This window comes from uncultured Campylobacter sp., from assembly GCF_938045205.1.
Lineage (GTDB): Bacteria > Campylobacterota > Campylobacteria > Campylobacterales > Campylobacteraceae > Campylobacter_B.
Map to the genome: position 1 here is coordinate 35,585 of NZ_CALIMY010000034.1, position 20,427 is coordinate 56,011.

Below are 20,427 nucleotides of genomic sequence, written 5' to 3' on the forward strand. Positions count from 1 at the left end.
TTCGGCTCCGCTTTTTTTATATCCAAATTAAATTTTAAAATGCCAAATTTCCAAACCACTCTGCTTTTTGATCTCGATGGTACACTCATAGATTCCACGCCCGCGATATTAGATGGTTTTCATTATGCATTTGCGCATTTGGGCGCCGTAGACCCTAGCGATGAAGCGATTAAAAAGCTTATCGGACATCCGTTAGAGGTAATGTTTGAGCGTCTAGGTGTGACGCGCGATGTGCAGAATTTCGTGTTCGCCTACAAACAGCGATACGCGCAGACTTTTTTGGATCAGACCGTTCTGCTAAGCGGTGCGTTCGAGACGGTTCGTGCGGCGAGCGAGTTTGCAAATTTAGGCGTCGTGACGACCAAGACGTCGAAATTTTCTAAAATTTTATTGCAGCATCTTGGTATTGCGAAATTTTTTGGCACCATCGTCGGGCGAGAGGACGTGCAAACTCCCAAACCAAGCGCCGAGCCGATCTTAAAGGCGCTTGAAAATTTAGGAATTTACAGCGCGACCGCTAGCCAAAGCCCGCATGCGGCTCGCGGTAAAACTCACGACGCGACTGATGATGAAAATACAAGCGCTGCTAGCAGGAGCGTGATTTTGAGTAAAATTTTAACGCCTGATTTAAAGAGCCTTCCTGCGCTTGATCCTGATCCTAGCAAAGTTTGCGAGCAAAATTTAAGCAGCATCGCGAGTCAAAATTCTGATAGAATTTCGTTTAAAGATTTAAGCGAAGTAAAGAGCGATAGACATGAGGTTGGCGACAAGGGCCAAAAGAGCGGTATCGGCATCGAGGGCGAGAGCTATAAAAGCGGAGCGCGCGGCGGTAAAATTTATGATGCACATGAGCTAAATTCCACTCCTTGTTATGACAAAATTTGCAGTGACGAAATTCTGCCTTCTGTAAGCCAAAATATCTTTATGATCGGCGATACGTCGCTTGACGCCATCGCGGCAAAGTCGGCAGCGGTGCGAAGCGTGGGCGTAAGCTGCGGCTACGGCAGCGCCTCGGAGTTACGGGCGCATTTTGAGTTCGTATGTGCGGACGCAAAAGAGGCGGTTGAGCTGATACGCGAAATTTCATCAAAATTTAGGCGCGACGGAGCGAAATTTTTCTAGCTTCGATGCACTATTTTTGCAAATACTATAAGCGAACCCGTGCCCGAAATTTAAAATTTGAAATTCCAATTAATTTTTGCGTTTTAAACAGCGCGCGATATAAAATTTGTCCGCGCTATTTAGCTGGAGAGCAAGACGCTTTCTAGGTGTTCAAACGATAGGCGGAGTTAAATTTCGCATATTTCTACTCTGGTCTAGCAATAGCCTGTGCCGAACTAACAATGTACGGGAATATTTCACTTTGTCCATAGTGCTTGATCTGATTCGTCAATGTTCGGTATTAACGACATATGGAAAAATTTTGCTACCTCGAGTAATTGTGTTCTATTCACTTTCGGTTTGTATTAACACAATGTATGAGAAAATTTTACCGCAGTCAAATTTTATGCAATTTTACAATGTCTTTTGAGCCTGCAAAGGGTTTTTGCAAGAAATTTTATGTAAGTTTCGCGCTCAAATTTTGGCTTTGATTTTAGTTTATACTCCACCTTATCGTGATAAATTCTATGTCCCGCTTGAGGCAAGTATTTGGTAGGACTTTTTTGTGCGATCTTTGCCGCAAGTCTATTTGATGCTTATTTAGGCGCCGTATTCGGGTTTTGTCGCAATTATGTTCGCTGCGGATTTTCGGTGCGATTTATATCATTTAAGGCCGCGCCCGCGCCCAGCGAGCACTAAACATATATGTTTTGAAGACAGGCTATATGCTAAAAATTTCATCCCGGAATAAATAAGCTCGCAAAGGCGTAAATATAGGATAAACTAGCCAAATTTTAAAATTTAGCTCCGCGGCGAGCTAAATTTTTTTATCGGAGCCTGTGAAAACAGCGTTAGCTTTTGCGTTTTAATTTTATCGTTTAGGCGCAGCAGAGCTTTAAATTTAATCTAAAATTTTGCAAAATTTTAAAATTCCACCCGCTCTTATGCTTTTTTAAAGCAAAATTCTATAAAATACCGCTTCCGCAATGGGCTATCGTCTAATGGCAGGACAACAAACTCTGGATTTGTGAATATAGGTTCGACCCCTATTAGCCCATCCATTCAAATTTTAACTCCATTTATTATAGCTATCCTAAAATTATTTTAGTAGGCGCCTGTTTGTGCATAAAAACGAAACGCTTAATGTCAGAAAGAAAATGGCGAAGCCAAATCCGTCAATCGATTAAATTTTGATGATTATAGGATGATTTACCGCTTTAAAGCGGCAAATCATTTGATTTTTTCTTTGCCTTTGTAAGTGGCGATGCTTTGATACGAGCCATCCTTTTTAAACGCTACCACATCATAGACCTCGGGCTGAGAGCCCTGCTCCATACCTGGCGCTTCTAGTGGCATGCCAGGTACTGCTATGCCGATGACGTCTTTAGGCTTATTTTTTAATAACGTGCGGATCTCACTTGCTGGCATATGCCCTTCGACTACATATCCGTCTATGATCGCGGTGTGGCAGCTAGCGAGCTCCAGCGGAAGCCCAAGCTCATTCTCCTTCTGAATAAGCGGCTCATCGGCCAGTGAAATCATCTCGACTTCAAATCCGTTTTGCTCCATGTATTTTGCCCAGTTGTGACAACAGCCGCAGCTCTCGCCGTGATAGACCTTGATGTGTTCACCCGCCGCCGCATAGCTACCTAATGCCGCTAAAAGCGCACCTGCAAATAAAATTTTCTTCATATTTTGCTCCAGTGATTGAAAGTCCTCGATTATACAATACGAATAGTAAATTTTTAAGAGCGAACCATATAATTCTAGGATTAAATTTGACGAAGCAGACCCGCTCGTAAGCCGAAATTTTAAGAAATTTTAAAATTTCGGTGTCGCGGATAAGTTGGTTATAGACACTGAGACAGTGCTGATTTGATAGCAGATTTTGATACGTAGCCTTCCGAGTCGCTGGTAAGCGATACGTCGCAGCCTGGCTTATAGTTTTTCCAGGTGTAGATGTTGCCATTGTCTTCGGTTGTTTTGATGGAGTCTGGCTGTTTATTCCACGCAGAAATTACTTGATTGATATGAAATGCATCGCTGCGATCTTTCGGCGCATTAGTCATACCTGTGCTATCGGGCAAGGTCGTTTCGACCATATCAGTGGTGCCTGCGGTGGAGACCTCTTGGACTTTATCATTTACGCCGCCGATATTTGTTTTGCTGCTTTGGGATTTTGTTTGATTGCGTACTCCGCTTGGTTCGTTGGATATATTCCAGTTGGAACAACCGATAAAAAATACCGCTGCTACGAGCGCAGCTATTAAATTTCTCATAAAATTCTCCTTCAAAAATTTCGTTGCGATAGTAGCACATTTATCTTTAGTTTAAAATAAATCCGAGCCCTTGAAATTTGAAATTTCGCAGGAATTTTGCGAGGCATTTCAGTAGGAATTTATAAAATTTGAGATAATATTGCAACCTTTCATACCAAACGGGCTTTTAAATTTTGCACGGCAAATGCCTTTTTGGCTACCAAATTTTAAAGGATTTTTGATGTATGCTATCATCAAACACGGCGGCAAGCAGTATAAGGTCGAAGAGGGCAACTACCTAAATTTAGACCATTTTAATGCTGAGCCGAAAGCAAAGCTCGAGCTTAGCGAAGTTTTAGCGCTAAACGACGGCGAGTTAAAGGTAGGAGCACCGTTCGTAAAGGGTGCCAAGGTGGTTTTGGAAGTCGTTTGCGAAGGCAAGGATAAAAAAGTCGTTATCTTTAAAAAACGCAGACGCAAAGATTCAAAAGTAAAACGCGGCTTCAGACGCCAATACACCCGCGTCAAAGTCGTTTCGATTAACGCATAAAGGATAGGAAATGGCACACAAAAAAGGTCAAGGCTCAACCCAAAATAATAGAGATAGTATCGGACGCCGCTTGGGCGTCAAAAAATTCGGCGGCGAGTTCGTTCGCGCGGGCAACATCATCATCCGCCAGCGCGGCACCGCGACGCACCCGGGCTGCAACGTAGGCATGGGCAGCGATCACACGATTTTCGCGCTGATCGACGGCGTCGTAAAATTTGAGCGAAAAGATAAAAATCGCAAAAAAGTATCGGTTTATCCGGCTGCGTAAGCATCGCTAAAATCTTCGGGGGCGCAAGCCCCTCTTTTAAAATTTCATCCGTTTAAAAATTATCTTCAACTCATTTGGCTATAATTGCCGTTTTAAATTTAAGGATAGCTATGTTCATAGACAGCGTAAAATTTAGCGTTAAATCTGGTAATGGCGGCGCAGGTTGCGTCAGCTTCCGCCGCGAAAAATTCGTCATCTCAGGCGGTCCCGACGGTGGCGACGGCGGCGACGGCGGCGACGTGTATTTTAGGGTAGATAAAAACTCCCACACCCTCTCATCCTACAAGGGTAAGCGTGAGTTTAAAGCGCAAAACGGCGCGCCCGGCGAGGGTCGCAAAAAGACGGGTAAAAGCGGCGAGGATCTCTATCTCATCGTCCCTCCGGGCACCAGCGTTTACGACGAGGATAGCGGCGAGCTGGTGCTTGATATGCTAAACGACGGCGAGACGAGGCTGTTTTTAAAAGGCGGCAAGGGCGGGCTTGGCAACGTGCATTTTAAAAGCTCGATCAATCAAGCCCCCGAATACGCGCAAAAAGGCCTTGAGGGCGAGACGCGCGAAGTGCGGTTGGAGCTTAAGCTCATCGCCGACGTGGGGCTCGTGGGCTTTCCAAACGTTGGTAAAAGCACGCTGATTTCGACCGTCTCAAACGCCAAACCCCAGATCGCAAACTACGAGTTTACCACGCTTACGCCAAAGCTCGGACTCGTCGAGGTGGACGAATACAGCGGCTTTGTCATGGCCGATATCCCGGGCATTATCGAGGGCGCAAGCGAAGGGCGCGGGCTTGGCGTGCAGTTTTTAAAACACGTCGAACGCACGAAAATTTTACTTTTTATGCTCGATCTTGCGAACTACCGCAGCCTTGAGGAGCAGTTTGACGCGCTGAGGGCCGAGACGGCGAAATTTTCAGAGGGACTTGCAAAAAGAGACTACGCGATCGCTCTAACTCGCGCGGACGCGGCAGAAAATTTGCAGGAAAAATTTGACGCGTTTTTGTCGCATTTGGGGCTCGCGGGCACGGCGGGCGAGATGAAATTTAAACAAGATATTTATGAGTTTGACGCCGCTAAGCCGTTTTTCGTGATGCCGATATCTTCGGCTACGGGACAAAATATAAACGAGCTAAAATTTAACCTGCTTGAGCTGCTTAAAAAGGAGCTGTAGGCTGCGGTAAAAGTCGCGCCGCAGAGGGCTTTTGCGAACGCAGGCCTTAAGCAGCCCGTATATGCGGATAAATTTTATGTTTATCGCTCGCAAACGCCGCAAAAAGATAAAATTTAAGAAGGCGAAATGAATAAAATTTTTATTCTAGTATTTTTATGCTTCGGCGCATACGGTTGTGATCCCGCCGATCCGGTGCCGAATTTTATGGAGTTTAACGACAAGGATCACGACGGCGCGTTGAGCTTGCAGGAGTGGACGGCGAGCGAGGTGCCGTCTGGGCTGAGAGTAAAGCTAAGTCTGCGCTCAGGCTCTGAATTTAAGAGGCTCGATGCTAATCGTGACGGCAAGATTAGCCTTGATGAGCTGGGAGCGAAACCGTCTGCAAAGATTTATTGGTCCGAAGATCCGTGCGCTTTTTGGCCTTGGTCGGACGGATCCGAGGATAAAAATCAATCCGCCGTTAAATAAGGCGCACGAGCGTGAACCCGTGTTTGCACTGCGGTATGCGTAAAATTTATTGCGAGCACGATTGCGCCCGCGCGATCGCTAGCGCCGTGATATGGCTAAATTTAAAGGAAAAGAATGGATATAGTTTTTATGGGTACGCCCGAGTATGCGGCTAAAATTTTGCGCGCTCTTGCGGAGGCGAAATTTAAGATTGCGGCCGTCTTTACGCAGCCCGATAAGCCCGTCGGCAGGAAGCAAATTTTAACTCCTAGCGAGGTGAAAACTTACGCGCAGCAGCATCTGCCTACTGTGCCGATCTTTCAGCCTGCGATACTCAAAGACGAGGCGGCCCGAGCGCAGATAAAAGAGTTAAAGCCTGATTTTATCGTGGTTGCCGCATACGGTAAAATTTTGCCGCAAAGCGTGCTTGATATCGCGCCTTGCATAAATCTGCACGCTTCGATCCTGCCTAAATACCGCGGCGCAAGCCCCATTCAAAGCGCGATCTTGGCGGGCGAAAAGCAGACGGGCGTGACGGCGATGCTGATGGACGTGGGGCTTGACACGGGCGATATGCTTGATTTTGCCTACACGCCTTGCGAGGACAAGACGGCGGCGCAGCTGTTTGACGAACTGGGCGATCTAGCGGGCGAGCTGATCGTGCGAGTGCTGCGAAATTTTGCAAATTTGACGCCGCTTAAGCAAGATGACGCGCAGGCTACGCACTGCAAAAAAATAAGCAAATCTGACGGGCTTTTTGGCTTTGATGAAAAAGCAGAGCAAATTTATAATAAATTTCGCGCGCTAACGCCATGGCCCGGGATCTATCTAGCTAGCGGGTTAAAAATTTTAGAACTAGAGCTTTTGCGCGAATCTTGCGGGCGTAAATTTGAACGCTCGGGCGAAATTCTGCACATTGATAAGCCCAGTTTTTGCGTCGCATGCGGCGAAGGCGCGGTTAAGATCATGAAGGTGCAAGAGCCGGGCAAAAAGCCCGTGGATGCTAGCGCGTATCTAAACGGCAAGCGGCTAAAGATCGGCGATCTGCTATGCTAAGCGGGATTCTAAATTCTCGCGTTTTATGCCGCACTTTCGGGGTCGCGGCGAAATTTTGTTCCAGGTTCGGTCGTGAAGTAAAATTTTACTGTGCGGAATTTCGAAGCGAAGCTCCAAAATCAAGGCTTTATAAAATTTTAAAACCTCGCTTCTATGCTCTAAAATTTTACGCTCACAGGAACTTTAAATTTCGCTTTGGCGGTTGCGAATCTTGCGACGTCGCACCGAACTCGCACCATTTAAAATTCTATGATCGTGCCGCAGAATTTTTGCGAGATAAAGCTTTAAAATTTTATCGCGGTGCCGCTAGGAAAATCCGCGTTACCGAAAAATTTAGCAAGAGCGTAAAATTTCATCGCACAAAATTTCACTATGTCGTAAAATTTAATCATGCTAAATTTTATCTTGTCGCAAAATTCTATCGCTACGCGGAATTTAAAGGCTTGCAATATTTCAAGGCGAGCCCTTCGTCTTACGCAAGGAGCGGGTTTTGCAAGTAGAATTTGTAGAGCAAATGCCCTCCACGCAGGAGTTTTTGGTGGGCGCCGTGCGCGAAGGCAGGATAACGCCGCCTTTTGCGATCGCCGCAAATCGCCAAAGCGCCGGTATCGGCTCGCGGGGCAATGATTGGGAGGGCGCGAGCGGCAATCTCGCATTTTCGTTCTGTGTCGCGCAGAGCGATCTGCCCGCAGATGTGCCGCCTCAGTCTGCGAGTATATATTTTGCGATGATTATGCAGGAGCTTCTCGCATCGCTCGGTTCGCAGCTTTGGCTTAAATGGCCCAACGATTTTTATCTGGGCGAGCGCAAAATCGGTGGGACAATGACGAATAAGATCAAAAATACCCTCGTCTGCGGCATTGGCATGAACCTACTCGATGCGCCCGAATATGCGGGAATTTTAGATATAAAAATCAGCGCAAAAGACGCTATAGAGGGCTTTTTTGCGCTATATGAAAATAAAATCTCGTGGAAGCAAATTTTTAGAAATTTTTCGTTACAATTCCAAAAATCGCAAAAATTTAGCGTTCATCTAGGCGGTGAAAAAATTTCGCTTGCGCAGGCTAAACTTTGCGAAGACGGATCGATCATAATAAACGAAGAAAGGGTTTATGCTTTAAGATGAGTGAAGTAATTACGATTGCCAATCAAAAAGGCGGCGTCGGAAAGACGACCACAGCGGTTAATCTCGCTGCGTCGCTAGCGATAAAGAAAAAGCGGGTCCTACTGATTGACGTAGACCCTCAGGCGAACGCTACGACCGGACTTGGCTTTAACCGCAGCGACTTTGAATTTAACATTTATCACGTCCTAACGGGGCGTAAGAGCATGTCCGAAGTGATCCAAAAGACCGAACTTGAGTTTATGGATTTAGTGCCGTCAAATATCGGACTTGTAGGCATCGAGCGCGAAGTAAGTGAAGAGAAAGACTTCAAACTGATGCTAAAAAATAAAATTTCCGAGGTTAAGGATAGATACGATTTCATCATCATCGATTCGCCGCCGACGCTCGGTAGCATTACGGTAAATGCCTTGGTTGCAAGTGATAGCGTCATCATCCCGATTCAGTGCGAATTCTATGCGCTTGAAGGTGTCGCGCTGATCCTAAATACCGTAAAAGTCGTCAAGCAAACGCTCAATAAAAATTTAAAAATTCGCGGATTTTTACCTACGATGTATAGTTTGCAAAACAATCTAGCCAAAGAAACGGTCGCGAATTTACGCGAGTATTTTGATGATAAGCTCTTTCGTATCGGCAAGAGTGATGATCTAGTCATCATCCCGCGCAATATTAAGCTAGCCGAAAGCCCAAGTTTTGGCAAGCCGGTGGTTTTATACGATATAAAATCCGCCGGCTCCATCGCCTATCAAGACCTCGCTAAATCCATAATGGAGCAAAAATGGGCAAGGTAAAAAGAGCGCTCGGGCGTGGGCTCGGTGCGATTTTAGACGACGTAGAAAGCTCCTATAACAGAGAGCTAGAAAGCGGAAATGCCGATAGCTTAGTTATCGAAATCGATGTCGATAAAATCGAGCCAAATCCATATCAACCGCGGCAGAGCTTCGATGAGGAGGCACTTAGGCAGCTAAGCGAAAGCATCGCCCGTCACGGGCTTATCCAGCCCATCATTGTTATTCAAAAAGATGATTCTTACGTCCTTATCGCCGGCGAGCGACGCCTAAGAGCGACGAAGCTTTTGGGCGAGAGTAAAATCAAAGCCGTAGTTGCAGACATAAAATCTCAAAATTTAAGAGAGCTTGCCCTCATCGAAAATATACAGCGCGAGGATCTGAATCCTATCGAGCTTGCCAAGTCCTATAAGGAGCTTATCGGTGAATATAGGATCACGCAAGAGGAGTTAGCCGACATCATCAAAAAGTCCCGCACGCAGATTACTAACACGCTAAGGCTTTTAAATTTATGCTCCGAAGTGCAAGACGCCATAAGCACAGATAAAATTTCGCAAGGGCACGCCAAGATAATGGTTGGACTTGAAAAAGAGGATCAAATTTTAGCTCTAAATACGATTTTAGGACAGCGCCTAAGCGTAAGAGATACCGAAAATTTAGTAAAAAAGCTCAAAGATAAAACCGTTCCGAAAGAGAAAAAGTCTGGCGTGGAATTTCAAAGCTTCAAGCCTGAACTTTTAAAGCTAAAGGCCAAGCTTGATCAATTTGGTAAAATAAGTATCAAAGAGCGTAAAATTTCGATCGAATTTAGCGAAATTTTACAAATTTCCGAGTTTTTAAAGAAAATCGGATGATTTTTTATAGTGTATTTTAATTTTTCATATTGTAAAATACACATTTTGTTTAAAACTAACCTAGAGGAGGTGCGATGCTAGACGTAAGTTTGACCGCCATGATAACGACCATCGTCGTATTTTTAGCTTTGATTTACTTCTTAAATATCAAGCTTTATAGACCGCTACTTTTGCATATGGAAAAGCGAGAAGCTATTATTAAAGAAGATGAGGCAAATGCGATGAAAAATGCACAGGATGCAGATGCCGATAAAGCAGAGATCGTAAGGATCATGGATGCTGCGAAGTTGCAAGCTGTTAAAATAAAGCAAGAGGCGATGGATAGCGCGAAGCAGGCTGCCGCCAGAGAAATAGCCGAGAAAAAAGCCGCTATGGAGGAAGATTTCGATCAATTCTTAGGCGGTTTGGATGAGCAAAAGCGCAACCTAAAAAATGATTTGCAAGCCAAAATTCCGGAATTTAAAAATGCTCTAAGCAGCGCTGTAGCTAAAGTATGAGGATTTCAGTATGAAAAAATATCTATTTTTATTTATCGTTCCGGCGTTTGTTTTAGCAAGCGGTGGGCACGATGGAGTCAAAGACTACGACGTGCTGTGGCGAAGCATAAATTTCATTTTATTTTTCGGAATTTTGTTTTATCTTTTAAAAGGTCCTGCAAAAGCAGCATATCAAGGTAGGATTGACGGCATCGCATCTAGACTTGAGGCTAATCAGAAAATTTTAAAAGAGTCCGCAGCTCGCAAGGAGCAAGCTAAAAAAGATCTGCAAGATGCCAAGGTCCAAGGCGCAGCTTTAATCGAAACCGCTAAAAAAGAGATCGTGTTCGCTGCCGAAAAGATAAAAAATGCAACCGAGCAAGAGATTACGAATTTGCAAAAATCTTTCGATGAGCAGAAGAGCTTTGAGGCGCGCAAGATCAAAAAAGAGGTCGTAAGCGAGATACTGGATGACGTTTTTGCATCGGATGACATTAAATTCGGTCAAGACAAACTGGTTAAAATCGTAGAGAAAAAGGTCGGATGATGATAAATAACACCTCAAAAAGATATGTAAACGCCCTGATACTGAGCTATAAAAAAGATGAACTAGGCTCTGTTTTGCAGACGCTCGAGAGCGTCGCGAGCGCATTTAGAATTCCAAAATTCCAAGATATTGTAAAATCTCCGACGCTAAAAGAGGAATCCAAAGTGGAACTTATTGCGTCGTTTATAAAAAATCCAAGCGAAAAAATCGTAAATTTTATTAAACTCCTAGCTAAAAATAGGCGTATTGCGCTAATTCCACAGATAGTCGAGGAACTGCGCAAGAATATTGCGGCGCTGGATAATAAATATTTGGGCAAAATTTATTCCGCTACCGAAATAGACGCCGCGAAAATAAAAGAGCTAGAGACTAAAATTTCAAAGAAATTTAATGCAGATATTACCCTACAACCCGTTAAAAGTGAGCTTGAGGGTATTAAAATTGAAGTAGAGGATCTTGGATTTGAGATTAGTTTTTCAGTTGATAGATTGAAACAAAAAATGAGCGAATATATTTTAAAAGCAATTTAAAGGAGTAAAGCGTGGGTGCGAAAATTAAGGCAGACGAAATCAGCAGCATAATCAAAGAGCGAATCGAAAATTTCGATCTTAGCGTTGATATCGAAGAAACCGGCAAGGTCGTTTCGGTCGCAGACGGTGTTGCTAATGTTTACGGCTTAAAAAACGTAATGGCTAACGAGATGGTCGAATTCGAAAACGGAGCTCGTGGTATCGCGTTAAATTTAGAGGAGAGCAGTGTCGGCATCGTTATTTTAGGCGATACTAGCGGTATTAACGAAAGTAGTAGCGTTAAAAGACTGGGTAAGCTTTTGCGCGTTCCGGTAGGTGATGCCCTAATAGGTCGCGTGGTAAACGCTCTAGGCGAACCGATCGACGGCAAAGGCGCGATAGAGACCAGCGATACTAGATTTGTCGAAGAAAAGGCTAAAGGCATCATGGCTCGTAAATCCGTTCACGAGCCACTTCAAACCGGCCTTAAGGCGATCGACGCGCTAGTGCCGATCGGTCGCGGACAGCGCGAGCTCATCATCGGCGACCGCCAAACAGGAAAAACCACCGTTGCTGTTGATACCATCATCAATCAAAAGGGCCAAGACGTCATCTGCATATATGTAGCAATCGGTCAGAAACAATCCACCGTCGCACAAGTCGTTAAAAAGCTTGAAGAGTACGGTGCGATGGATTATACGATCGTAGTTGCAGCCGGTGCTAGCGAGGCAGCCGCGCTTCAGTATTTGGCTCCGTATTCGGGCTGCACGATGGGTGAGTATTTCAGAGATAACTCCCGCCACGCGCTTATCATCTACGATGATTTGAGCAAGCATGCGGTTGCGTATCGCGAGATGTCACTTATTTTACGCCGTCCACCTGGGCGTGAGGCGTATCCTGGCGACGTATTTTACCTGCACTCCCGCCTGCTTGAGCGTGCTAGTAAGCTAAGCGACGCACTCGGCGCAGGCAGCCTAACGGCGCTTCCTATTATCGAGACGCAAGCAGGTGATGTTTCGGCATATATCCCTACAAATGTTATTTCTATCACTGACGGTCAAATTTTCTTGGAGTCGGGTCTGTTTAACTCAGGAATTCGTCCTGCGATCAACGTGGGTCTTTCGGTTAGCCGCGTCGGCGGTTCTGCACAGATTAAAGCGATCAAAAAGGTCTCAGGAACCTTGCGCCTAGATCTCGCTCAATACCGTGAGCTTCAGGCGTTTGCGCAGTTTGCGAGCGATTTGGACGAGAGCAGCCGTAAGCAGCTGGATCGCGGACAAAGAATGGTCGAAATTTTAAAACAGCCTCCTTATTCGCCGCTTCCGGTCGAAAATCAAGTGGTCATCATCTTTGCAGGAAGCCGCGGATTTTTAGACGACGTGCCTACGAGCTCAATTGGTAAATTCGAAGCTGAGCTCTATCCGTATATCGAGGCAAAATATCCTGAAATTTTTGAAGAAATTAGAAGTAAAAAGACCATCGAGAAGGATTTGGAAGAAAATTTAATCAAGGCTCTAAATGACTTTAAAGCGACCTTTGCCGCTTAAAAAGGCTAAATTATGGCAAATTTAAAGGATATAAAGCTTCAAATCAAAAGCGTCAGAAATACAGAGAAGACTACCAAAGCTATGAAGCTGGTCTCCAACGTCAAGCTTAAAAATACTAAAGAGGCGGCGATGCGCTCGCGTGCTTATGCGGTGAAGATTAACGAGGTCTTGGGTGAGATTTCTGCGCGCGTTAAAAATTACGTAGGCAATAATTCAGGCAACGACGAAAAACTTAGAATTTTTGATACCACGCGGGAAGTAAAGGTGGTTGATCTGCTGTTTATCACCGCAGATAAAGGACTTTGCGGCGGTTTTAATATCAACACCATCAAAAAGATCAAAGCTTTGATCGAGGGGCTTAAGGCTAAAAAGATCAAGGTTCGCCTTCGCGCCGTCGGCAAAAAGGGGATAGAGTATTTTGATTTTCAGGGCATTGAGCTTTTGGAGCGATATATCGGCGTGAGCTCATCTCCATCGTCCGAGAAAGCTAACGAAATCGTCCAAGCCGCAGTTAAGGATTTTAACGAAGGCAAAACCGACGAGGTCATACTCGTCCACAACGGCTATTTGAATATGATTACCCAAGAGATGCGGGTAAATACGCTGGTGCCGATCGGTGAACCTGCGATTAATGAGGACGCTTTAAAAACATCTACATTGGAAGTAGAGGTTGAAAGCCCTGAGGATGAAGAAACATTGATGTTAAATTTAATCCAGAGCTATCTTAGCTACAGTATGTATTACGCGCTGATCGACTCTTTGGCCGCGGAGCACTGCTCGAGAATGAATGCGATGGAGAATGCGACAAATAACGCCAAGGAGCGGGTATCGCAGTTAAATTTAGCATACAACAAAGCCAGACAAGGCTCTATCACGACTGAGCTTATCGAGATCATAAGCGGCGTCGAATCAATGAAATGAAAGGAAAACGGATGAAAGGAATAATTTCTCAGGTAATGGGTCCCGTGGTCGATGTCGATTTCAAGGACTACTTGCCGAAGATTAATGAAGCTATCGAGGTTAAATTTGACGTCGAGGGCGCTCATCGTAGGCTGATCCTAGAGGTAGCCGCGCACCTTGGAGACAACCGCGTCCGCACGATTGCTATGGATATGAGCGACGGACTGAGGCGAGGACTTGAGGCTATGGCTCTTGGCGCGCCTATTACGGTGCCAGTGGGCGAGAAGGTCTTGGGTAGAATTTTTAACGTCACGGGCGATCTGATCGACGAAGGCGAGGATGAAAAATTTGAAACCCGCTGGTCGATCCACAGAGATCCGCCTAGCTTTGAAAATCAAAGCACGAAGAGTGAAATTTTTGAAACCGGCATTAAGGTAGTCGATCTGCTAGCCCCTTACGCAAAGGGCGGTAAGGTAGGATTATTCGGCGGTGCTGGTGTCGGCAAGACCGTCATCATCATGGAGCTAATCCACAACGTCGCTTTCAAACACAGCGGTTACTCCGTATTTGCGGGCGTCGGCGAACGAACGAGAGAGGGAAACGACCTTTATAACGAGATGAAAGAATCGGGCGTTTTGGATAAAGTCGCCTTAACCTACGGTCAGATGAACGAGCCACCGGGGGCGAGAAATCGTATCGCGCTAACCGGTCTTACGATGGCCGAGTATTTCCGCGACGAGCTTGGGCTTGACGTTTTGATGTTTATTGACAATATCTTCCGCTTTTCGCAGTCGGGTTCGGAGATGTCCGCGCTTTTAGGACGAATTCCATCTGCGGTCGGCTATCAGCCTACACTTGCTAGCGAAATGGGTAAACTGCAAGAGCGCATTACTTCTACTAAGAAGGGTTCTATCACCTCCGTTCAGGCCGTTTATGTGCCTGCGGACGACCTTACCGACCCTGCGCCGGCGACCGTTTTTGCGCACCTTGATGCGACGACCGTTCTAAACAGAGCGATCGCCGAAAAAGGAATTTATCCTGCCGTCGATCCGCTTGATTCGACCTCAAGAATGCTCGATCCGCAAATCATCGGCGAGGAGCATTATAAAGTCGCTCGCGGAGTCCAAGCGGTACTTCAAAAATACAAAGATTTGCAGGATATCATCGCGATTTTAGGTATGGATGAGCTTAGCGAAGAGGATAAACTCGTAGTCGAGCGCGCTAGAAAGATCGAACGCTACCTATCTCAGCCGTTTTTCGTAGCCGAGGTATTTACTGGAAGTCCGGGTAAATATATCTCGCTAGAGGAAACTATTGCTGGCTTTAAGGGAATTTTAGAGGGCAAATACGACGATCTGCCGGAGAATGCCTTTTATATGGTAGGAAACATCGACGAGGTAGTGGCAAAAGCTGAAAAGATGAAAGCATAGGAATTTTAAGATGAAAGAATTTTTGCTTTTAGATATCGTTACGCCCGAAGGGATGGTCTTTTCGGGCGAAGTTAAATCCGTCCAACTCCCCGGCATTACTGGCGAAATGGGTATTTTGCCGGGGCATGCGAGCTTGCTAACGGGGCTTAAAGATAAAAGTGAAGGCGGCGTCGTAGAGATCGTGGATAAAGATGGCAAAAAGCAGCTTGTCTTGGTAAATGACGGATTTTTGGAAGTTACAGAAGAAAAAACTACTATCCTAGCCACTCAAGCCGTAGCTATCGGAGGCGATAGCGAAAGCGCCGTAGCGAAGTCTTTGCAGCGCGCCAAAGATATGCTTGCGTCCATTAGCTCCGATGCGGCAAATTCCGCAGCGATCATGGCTAGAGTCGACGAATTCGCAAGGCAAAGTTAAATATGTTAGATCTGATTTTAAGTTATTTTTCAAGAAGCACGTTTATTACGATATTCGTGCTTTCTTGGTTATCCATTTATTTTATCGTCACTTTTACGATTTTGATCTCCAGATTTGTAGGGCTTAGTGCGTGGCAACACCGCGAAGCAAAGGCGCTCGAATCCTTGCTGATGGGCGGTAGGATTTCGCTTTCGGGCTCTATTTTTCAAAAAGTAAATACCGATAAAATTTCAAAAGAAGCCTTGGAAATTTATAAAGGCAAGGCCGAACGCGACTCCACTAGCGGACTTACTTGGCTATCTATCGTCGCCTCTACTTCGCCGTTTATCGGGCTGTTCGGTACAGTTGTTAGCATACTTCACACATTTTCCAAGCTCGGCGGTGGAAATTCCGGCATTGATACTATCGCTCCTGCGATTAGCGAGGCCCTGGTTGCCACAGGATGTGGAATTTTTGTAGCGATACCCGCATACACCTTTAGCTTACTTATAAAACGCAAAGCATACGAAGTTATGAGCATCATAAATCGTACGGCAGATATTTTGCTATTTAAAGCAAACACTGGAAAAGCTATTTAATGTATAATTTCGACGAAAATCCAGAGCTAAATATCACTCCGCTCGTCGATATTATGCTTGTTTTGCTAGCGATTTTAATGGTCGCGCAAACGGCGATTATCTACGATGAGAAGATCGAACTGCCTAGTGGCTCAAAAGCACAGGTTTCGGAAAATACCGCGGAATTCTTGCTTGTGCGTATCGGCGAAGATCGCAAGGTTTATATCGACAAAAGCTCGATGAGTCTGGCAGAATTCCCGGATAATCTCGTACTGCTTAAAGGCACCGGCAAGTATAGCTTGGAAAAACCTGTCTATATCCAAGCCGATAAAAGACTCGTTTACGACGATGTAATGTTTGTTTTAAAGAGCCTAAAGCAGGCGGGTTTTACAAAAGTTGCACTTCAAACAAATGGCTAATTATTCAAATTTTACGGGGGTTAAATACGATAATTTTAAATCGTTTTTAATCGCCCTTTTTGCCTATCTACTGGTGATTTTCGTTCTTTTATATCAAATTTCAAAGCCGCAGGAAAAATTTAAAAAATATACCGACAATCCCAACGATTATATGGATGTTACTTTTGATTTCGAAATAGATGATAAACTTCCGTCCGCGCCTGAAATCGCTAAAGAAACGAAGCAAGGCGAGTTTGAAAATAAGAATGTGAAGGACGTGCCGGAGGATAAAATTAAGACTACGGCGCAAGTAGTTCCGCCGCCTCCGGTGCAGGCGAAACCGAAAGAGCCCGAAAAGCCGAAGGAAGAGCCGAAGCCGGAACCTAAAAAGGACGAGCCTAAAGCTGAGCCCAAAAAAGAGGAGCCCAAGCCTGAGCCTAAGTTGGAAGATAAACCTTCCGAAAAAGTAGTAGAGAAAAAAGAGGAAACTAAGCCGGAGCCAAAAAAAGAGGAAAAACCGAGCTTGAGCGATCTTTTTTCGGATACGACTAAGGACAATAAGAAGCTTGAGGAGAGCGCTAAAGCTAGCGACGCCGTTCAGAGTAACAAAAAGTCCGATAAAGAAACCGCCACCTCTAGTGCTAAGGATAAAGCGGCATCTAAAAATGCTGTCGTCAAATCCGATAAGCTTGGCGGCAGGACGCAAAGGACGGGCGAGTATAACGCTTATTACGGCGCTATCGAGAAGAAGCTTCAAGTTCTATGGAGCAGATATGTGGCGACCGCGAAGGACGACGCAAGGATTAAGATAGTCTTTAGCGCAGATGGGCGAGTAGCGGATTATACTATTATAGAGCTGGGGCGAGAGACGGAATTTAACCAGAAGTTGCGAGATTTCTTGGATAATCTATCGACTCAGAGTTTCCCGAAATCTCCCGACGGGGCGTCGCACGAGATTGATACTAGGATGTCCGACGTAATGAAGACAAATTAGAATTTGTAAGGAAAAAAGTGAAGAGACTTTTTTGTATTTTTGGCTTTTGCTGTATGCTTTTTGCAGAAGATGTGGATTCTGCTAAAAATTCTACCTCTTCAAATTTAAACACCGAAATTCAAAATTCCTATAAAATTAAAATTTATTATAATGATGTTAAAAAGCAGCTGGGTTATTTGTGGTGGGCGCAAAAAATGACTCCTGCTGAAGGCAGCGTGCTACTCAACGTAAGCTTAAGTGCTGATGGGAAAGTTATTGATTATAGCACAGATTATTTGGAGGGGGATGAAATATTCCGCAAAAAACTTAAGAACTTTTTGGTGAGGCTTTCGGAACAACGCTTTGTAAAAGCGCCAGACAATAAGCCTCGTAAATTTGCGATTTTTTTAAAATATAATGTTAAATCAGATCAAATTAAGGAGAAAAGATGAAGAAACTACTTTTGATTCTTGCATTTTGTAGTAGCATTTTCGCGGCAGATGCGACTATGTCTATCGTAAACGAAGGGGTAAATCTACCTAAAATCGTTGTTCAGGATGCATCGAACCTTGCAAATTCAGAATTTGGCAACAAATTCTTTAAACTTATGGTGGGCGATCTAAAGGTCGGCGCGACTTTTGAAGTCAGCGACGAGTATCTACAAAGCAGCTATGATGCGGGCGCTTCCAACAATCTAGGCTCTAGCGGTGCCGCTCTTATCGTGCGCTACGCGGTAAGTGATAAAAGCTCGCCGATGAGCCTAAAAGCCAAAGTGCTCGAAGCAAACAGCGGTAGGGTGATGTACGAGAAGAGCTTTACGCTTTCAAATGCCGAAAAGTATCCGTTTTTAGCACATATGGCGGTATCTGAAATCGTCAAGCAGCTAGGGTATTCAAACGTCGATTGGATGAAGGAGATGATTTTGCTCTCTCGCTACACTTCGACGCGCGAGAGCGAGATTATGGTGGCTGACTATACGCTTACTTACCAGCAGGTTGTGCTTCGTGGCGGATTAAATATCTTCCCTAAATGGGCAAGCGCAGCGCAGAACGAATTTTATTATACCTACTATGTCAATAAAAATACGCCCGCTATCTATAAATTTAATCTATCCAACGGTAGCAAGAGTAAAATTTTTACCGGTCATGGCATGACGATAGCTTCAGATGTAAGCGCCGACGGCAGAAAGCTTCTAATCACCAATGCGCCTAAAGATCAACCCGATATTTATTTATATGATATAGCTTCGGGCAGCGCTAAGCAAATTACTGATTATGCAGGCATTGATGTAAATGGAAATTTTATTGACGGCGATTCGCGCGTGGCTTTTGTGAGCGATCGTCTGGGCTATCCGAACGTATTTGCCACTAGCATAAACGGCGGCAACGTTCAGCAGCTCGTCTATCACGGCAAAAATAATAACTCCATCAGCACAAATGGTAATTACGTTACTTACTCTAGTCGCGACGGCGGGGGCGGATTTAATATATATTTAATCTCTACTCAAACCGATATGATTCGCCAGTTAACGGCTAGTGGCAAAAATATGTTTCCTAGATTTTCTAGCGATGGCGGCAGCATTATGTTTATCAAGCAAGACGGCAGCGGAAGCTCGGTAGGTATTATCAGAGTTAACGAGAATAAAAGTTTCCAATTTCCGTTAAGAGTGGGTAAAATTCAATCGGTTGATTGGTAAAATATTAAAAAATCTCGTGATATAATGACTTCAATTTTTTTTGAAAGGATAGAAAATGAAACATTTAGTTTTATCTTCGATAGCAGTTGCTGCTCTATTATTGAGCGGTTGTTCTAAAAAGACCCCAGAGGCCGATACTACAAGCACAAGTAATGCAGATAGACTAGCTGCTTTGGCATCTCAGATCCAAAGTGAAGTTGGTACTGTTTATTTCGACTTTGATAAATTTAATATTAGAGCCGATCAACAAGGCACAATCAATAATAACGCAGCTTTATTCAACCAAGCAGGCGCAGAGTCTCTAACCGTTAAAGTTGAAGGTAACTGCGACGAGTGGGGTTCTGATGAGTACAACTATGCTCTTGGTCTAAAGAGAGCTACTGCAGCTAAAGACGCATTGGTTGCTCAAGGCGTAAATGAGAGCAGAATTTCCGTAGTAAGCTACGGCGAGAGCAATATGGCTTGCACAGAGCATTCTAAAGAGTGCGACGCTCAAAACAGACGCGACGAATTCAAAGTTGGATTCTAATTTGAAATTTAAAAATTTCACGGTGGCGGCTCTTTTGGGAGCTGCCACTTTTTTAAATGCAGAAACTTCTGCATTTGATGCTGGCAATATTGATTCAGGCAGCTCTTACGGACTAACTGAAAACGAGCAAGTATTGCGCGACAATCGCAAGCGCATAAGCGAGATGCAAACTAGTGTAGATAATACACGCGAGAGTGTCGAAGGTTTGCAAAGCGTCCTTGAAGGAACAAATTCTAAAATTTCGAACCTGGAAAACAGGGTGGCAGATCTAGAAATTCGCGCTACCGGCAAAAGCCAAGGCAACAGTGAGCTAGATCAGATGAAACGAGATATCGCAACTATAAAAGCCCAAATTGCTGAAATCAATAAAAAATTAGGCAGCGGTGGCAGCGTAAAAAAAAACGCTGAATTAGACGCAGGTATTGCTTCAGTCCCTGCTAGTACAAAATCAGACTCCGATTTTAAATCAAAAGATCAAGCTTCAGTATTGAAAGAGGCTGACGCTTTATATGCCAAAAAAGACTATTCCGGCGCAAAAGAGCGCTACAATTATTTAGTATCTAAAAATTACAAGCCCGCTAAGGCAAATTACATGCTGGGCGAAATTTCATATTTCTCCGGCTCATACGCAGAAGCGATAAACTATTATAAAAAGAGTATCTCGCACAACGAGAGCCAAGACTACACCCCAAAACTTCTTTATCACACGGCGATCAGCTTCGATAAGATCGGCGATAAAGACAGCGCAGATAAATTCTACAAAGCGCTAAAGGCTTCATACCCGGACTCCAAAGAAGCTAAAGCCGCGCCCGCTAGATAACTTAAATTTAAATATAAAC

Annotated in this window: 26 protein-coding genes and 1 tRNA gene; 24 read left to right on the top strand and 3 right to left on the bottom strand. The window is 44.6% G+C overall.

Annotated elements, in window-relative coordinates:
• Positions 1-39: 39 nt before the first annotated feature.
• Together Q0198_RS02160 and Q0198_RS02165 are read left to right on the top strand one after the other, a co-directional pair.
• Positions 40-1,122, top strand: a complete 1,083-nt coding sequence (locus Q0198_RS02160) for an HAD family hydrolase (protein ID WP_297894452.1) — start codon at positions 40-42, stop codon at positions 1,120-1,122.
• 966 nt (positions 1,123-2,088) lie between these two features.
• A tRNA-Gln gene (locus tag Q0198_RS02165) sits at positions 2,089-2,162 on the top strand.
• Between the two features lie 169 nt (positions 2,163-2,331).
• On the opposite strand, the gene Q0198_RS02170 is transcribed toward Q0198_RS02165, so the two are convergent.
• Positions 2,332-2,793, bottom strand: coding sequence for a DUF411 domain-containing protein (locus Q0198_RS02170; protein WP_297894454.1), 462 nt, complete (start codon positions 2,791-2,793; stop codon positions 2,332-2,334).
• Positions 2,794-2,951: 158 nt separating this feature from the next.
• Complete coding sequence (locus Q0198_RS02175; protein ID WP_040303372.1) at positions 2,952-3,380, bottom strand: hypothetical protein; 429 nt, start codon at positions 3,378-3,380, stop codon at positions 2,952-2,954.
• 220 nt (positions 3,381-3,600) lie between these two features.
• Between Q0198_RS02175 and rplU the strand changes: the two genes are divergently transcribed.
• From rplU to fmt, 5 genes are all read left to right on the top strand, one after another.
• The gene (gene rplU, locus Q0198_RS02180) at positions 3,601-3,909 is read left to right on the top strand and encodes a 50S ribosomal protein L21 (protein WP_040303368.1); all 309 of its coding nucleotides are present in this window, start codon (positions 3,601-3,603) and stop codon (positions 3,907-3,909) included.
• 10 nt (positions 3,910-3,919) lie between these two features.
• Entirely contained in the window at positions 3,920-4,177 is a 258-nt protein-coding gene (rpmA, locus tag Q0198_RS02185) for a 50S ribosomal protein L27 (protein ID WP_291938329.1), read from the top strand.
• A 110-nt stretch (positions 4,178-4,287) separates the two neighbouring features.
• Positions 4,288-5,343 (top strand): GTPase ObgE, encoded by a 1,056-nt coding sequence (gene obgE, locus Q0198_RS02190; RefSeq protein ID WP_297894455.1) that lies wholly within the window; start codon positions 4,288-4,290, stop codon positions 5,341-5,343.
• A 126-nt stretch (positions 5,344-5,469) separates the two neighbouring features.
• A complete protein-coding gene (locus Q0198_RS02195) occupies positions 5,470-5,811 on the top strand; it encodes a hypothetical protein (protein WP_297894457.1) in 342 nt (113 codons plus the stop codon).
• Between the two features lie 114 nt (positions 5,812-5,925).
• Positions 5,926-6,846 (top strand): methionyl-tRNA formyltransferase, encoded by a 921-nt coding sequence (fmt, locus tag Q0198_RS02200; protein ID WP_297894458.1) that lies wholly within the window; start codon positions 5,926-5,928, stop codon positions 6,844-6,846.
• Between the two features lie 284 nt (positions 6,847-7,130).
• Here fmt and Q0198_RS02205 read toward each other — a convergent pair whose 3' ends face one another.
• Positions 7,131-7,295, bottom strand: coding sequence for a hypothetical protein (locus tag Q0198_RS02205; protein WP_297894459.1), 165 nt, complete (start codon positions 7,293-7,295; stop codon positions 7,131-7,133).
• 41 nt (positions 7,296-7,336) lie between these two features.
• Between Q0198_RS02205 and Q0198_RS02210 the strand changes: the two genes are divergently transcribed.
• From Q0198_RS02210 to Q0198_RS02290, 17 genes are all read left to right on the top strand, one after another.
• Positions 7,337-7,972: a biotin--[acetyl-CoA-carboxylase] ligase gene (locus tag Q0198_RS02210; RefSeq protein ID WP_297894460.1), complete on the top strand. Its 636-nt coding sequence runs from the start codon at positions 7,337-7,339 to the stop codon at positions 7,970-7,972.
• Positions 7,969-8,760, top strand: coding sequence for an AAA family ATPase (locus Q0198_RS02215; protein WP_177389424.1), 792 nt, complete (start codon positions 7,969-7,971; stop codon positions 8,758-8,760). The genes Q0198_RS02210 and Q0198_RS02215 overlap by 4 nt, the downstream gene beginning before the upstream one ends.
• Entirely contained in the window at positions 8,748-9,611 is an 864-nt protein-coding gene (locus Q0198_RS02220; protein ID WP_297894461.1) for a ParB/RepB/Spo0J family partition protein, read from the top strand. The genes Q0198_RS02215 and Q0198_RS02220 overlap by 13 nt, the downstream gene beginning before the upstream one ends.
• 74 nt (positions 9,612-9,685) lie before the next feature.
• Positions 9,686-10,108 (top strand): F0F1 ATP synthase subunit B', encoded by a 423-nt coding sequence (locus tag Q0198_RS02225; RefSeq protein ID WP_297894462.1) that lies wholly within the window; start codon positions 9,686-9,688, stop codon positions 10,106-10,108.
• Positions 10,109-10,118: 10 nt separating this feature from the next.
• Positions 10,119-10,634 carry a F0F1 ATP synthase subunit B gene (locus Q0198_RS02230; protein WP_297894464.1) on the top strand — a complete coding sequence of 172 codons (516 nt, stop codon included), beginning with the start codon at positions 10,119-10,121 and terminating at the stop codon, positions 10,632-10,634.
• Positions 10,634-11,164, top strand: coding sequence for a F0F1 ATP synthase subunit delta (locus tag Q0198_RS02235; protein ID WP_295099002.1), 531 nt, complete (start codon positions 10,634-10,636; stop codon positions 11,162-11,164). Before Q0198_RS02230 ends, Q0198_RS02235 begins: the two co-directional genes overlap by 1 nt.
• 11 nt (positions 11,165-11,175) lie before the next feature.
• Positions 11,176-12,690, top strand: a complete 1,515-nt coding sequence (gene atpA / locus Q0198_RS02240; RefSeq protein ID WP_297894466.1) for a F0F1 ATP synthase subunit alpha — start codon at positions 11,176-11,178, stop codon at positions 12,688-12,690.
• A gap of 12 nt (positions 12,691-12,702) precedes the next feature.
• Positions 12,703-13,611 carry an ATP synthase F1 subunit gamma gene (gene atpG, locus Q0198_RS02245; RefSeq protein WP_297894467.1) on the top strand — a complete coding sequence of 303 codons (909 nt, stop codon included), beginning with the start codon at positions 12,703-12,705 and terminating at the stop codon, positions 13,609-13,611.
• 11 nt (positions 13,612-13,622) lie between these two features.
• Positions 13,623-15,020, top strand: coding sequence for a F0F1 ATP synthase subunit beta (gene atpD, locus Q0198_RS02250; protein ID WP_297894469.1), 1,398 nt, complete (start codon positions 13,623-13,625; stop codon positions 15,018-15,020).
• A gap of 10 nt (positions 15,021-15,030) precedes the next feature.
• Positions 15,031-15,435 (top strand): ATP synthase F1 subunit epsilon, encoded by a 405-nt coding sequence (gene atpC, locus Q0198_RS02255; protein WP_291938303.1) that lies wholly within the window; start codon positions 15,031-15,033, stop codon positions 15,433-15,435.
• Between the two features lie 2 nt (positions 15,436-15,437).
• Positions 15,438-16,013 carry a MotA/TolQ/ExbB proton channel family protein gene (locus tag Q0198_RS02260; RefSeq protein WP_297894471.1) on the top strand — a complete coding sequence of 192 codons (576 nt, stop codon included), beginning with the start codon at positions 15,438-15,440 and terminating at the stop codon, positions 16,011-16,013.
• On the top strand, positions 16,013-16,411 hold the full coding sequence (locus Q0198_RS02265) for a biopolymer transporter ExbD (protein WP_005869629.1): 399 nt from the start codon (positions 16,013-16,015) through the stop codon (positions 16,409-16,411). Before Q0198_RS02260 ends, Q0198_RS02265 begins: the two co-directional genes overlap by 1 nt.
• Positions 16,404-17,384 carry a TonB C-terminal domain-containing protein gene (locus Q0198_RS02270; RefSeq protein WP_297894473.1) on the top strand — a complete coding sequence of 327 codons (981 nt, stop codon included), beginning with the start codon at positions 16,404-16,406 and terminating at the stop codon, positions 17,382-17,384. The genes Q0198_RS02265 and Q0198_RS02270 overlap by 8 nt, the downstream gene beginning before the upstream one ends.
• Before the next feature lie 17 nt (positions 17,385-17,401).
• Positions 17,402-17,815, top strand: a complete 414-nt coding sequence (locus Q0198_RS02275) for a hypothetical protein (RefSeq protein ID WP_297894475.1) — start codon at positions 17,402-17,404, stop codon at positions 17,813-17,815.
• Positions 17,812-19,059: a Tol-Pal system protein TolB gene (gene tolB / locus Q0198_RS02280; RefSeq protein ID WP_297894477.1), complete on the top strand. Its 1,248-nt coding sequence runs from the start codon at positions 17,812-17,814 to the stop codon at positions 19,057-19,059. Before Q0198_RS02275 ends, tolB begins: the two co-directional genes overlap by 4 nt.
• 55 nt (positions 19,060-19,114) lie before the next feature.
• A complete protein-coding gene (locus tag Q0198_RS02285; RefSeq protein ID WP_291938293.1) occupies positions 19,115-19,588 on the top strand; it encodes an OmpA family protein in 474 nt (157 codons plus the stop codon).
• Position 19,589: 1 nt separating this feature from the next.
• Positions 19,590-20,408: a tetratricopeptide repeat protein gene (locus tag Q0198_RS02290; protein ID WP_297894483.1), complete on the top strand. Its 819-nt coding sequence runs from the start codon at positions 19,590-19,592 to the stop codon at positions 20,406-20,408.
• Positions 20,409-20,427 lie beyond the last annotated feature (19 nt).